The organism is Nocardia noduli (assembly GCF_019038455.1).
Taxonomy (GTDB): Bacteria; Actinomycetota; Actinomycetes; order Mycobacteriales; family Mycobacteriaceae; genus Nocardia; species Nocardia noduli.
Genome location: NZ_JAFMPL010000285.1, coordinates 1 through 434, shown reverse-complemented (window position 1 = coordinate 434; position 434 = coordinate 1). Strand labels below are relative to the sequence as shown.

Here is a 434-nt window from a genome sequence, read left to right as displayed (position 1 = left end):
GGTCTCCCGCCCAGTTGAGCCGCTCCACGCGCGCGCCGTTGCCGAGGTGGAATCGCGCCACCGCATCCACGGGGCGGCCGTCCTGCAGCTCGCGCCCCAGGTAGCGCGCCGCGCAGTGCAGCACCCACTGCCGCAGCGGCGACTTCACGGGCAGCTCCAGCGCCTTCTCGGCCGCGGCGATCACCTGCGCGGCCTGCGGTGCCTCCGCGCCGATCGCACGGCCCAGTTCGGCGCGGCGCTTGTCGTCCATGGCTTCGAGCATGCCCGCGCAGTGCTTGCCGAACCATGCGCGGAAACCCGGAATCGGCGAGAGCGTGGCGAACGTGCGCAGCCGCGGGAACTCGGCCGACAGCGTCTCCACCACGTTCTTGATGAGCGAGTCGCCGAAGCTCACGCCGCGCAGTCCCGTCTGCGTGTTGCTGATCGAATAGAAG

At 71.0% G+C, this 434-nt stretch carries 1 protein-coding gene; it reads right to left on the bottom strand.

Features of this window, described 5'->3' with window-relative positions; all coding sequences use genetic code 11:
* Positions 1–434, bottom strand: a 434-nt coding sequence (locus JZ792_RS43730; protein ID WP_216918450.1) for a malonyl-CoA decarboxylase domain-containing protein, incomplete at both ends; no start/stop codon positions are given.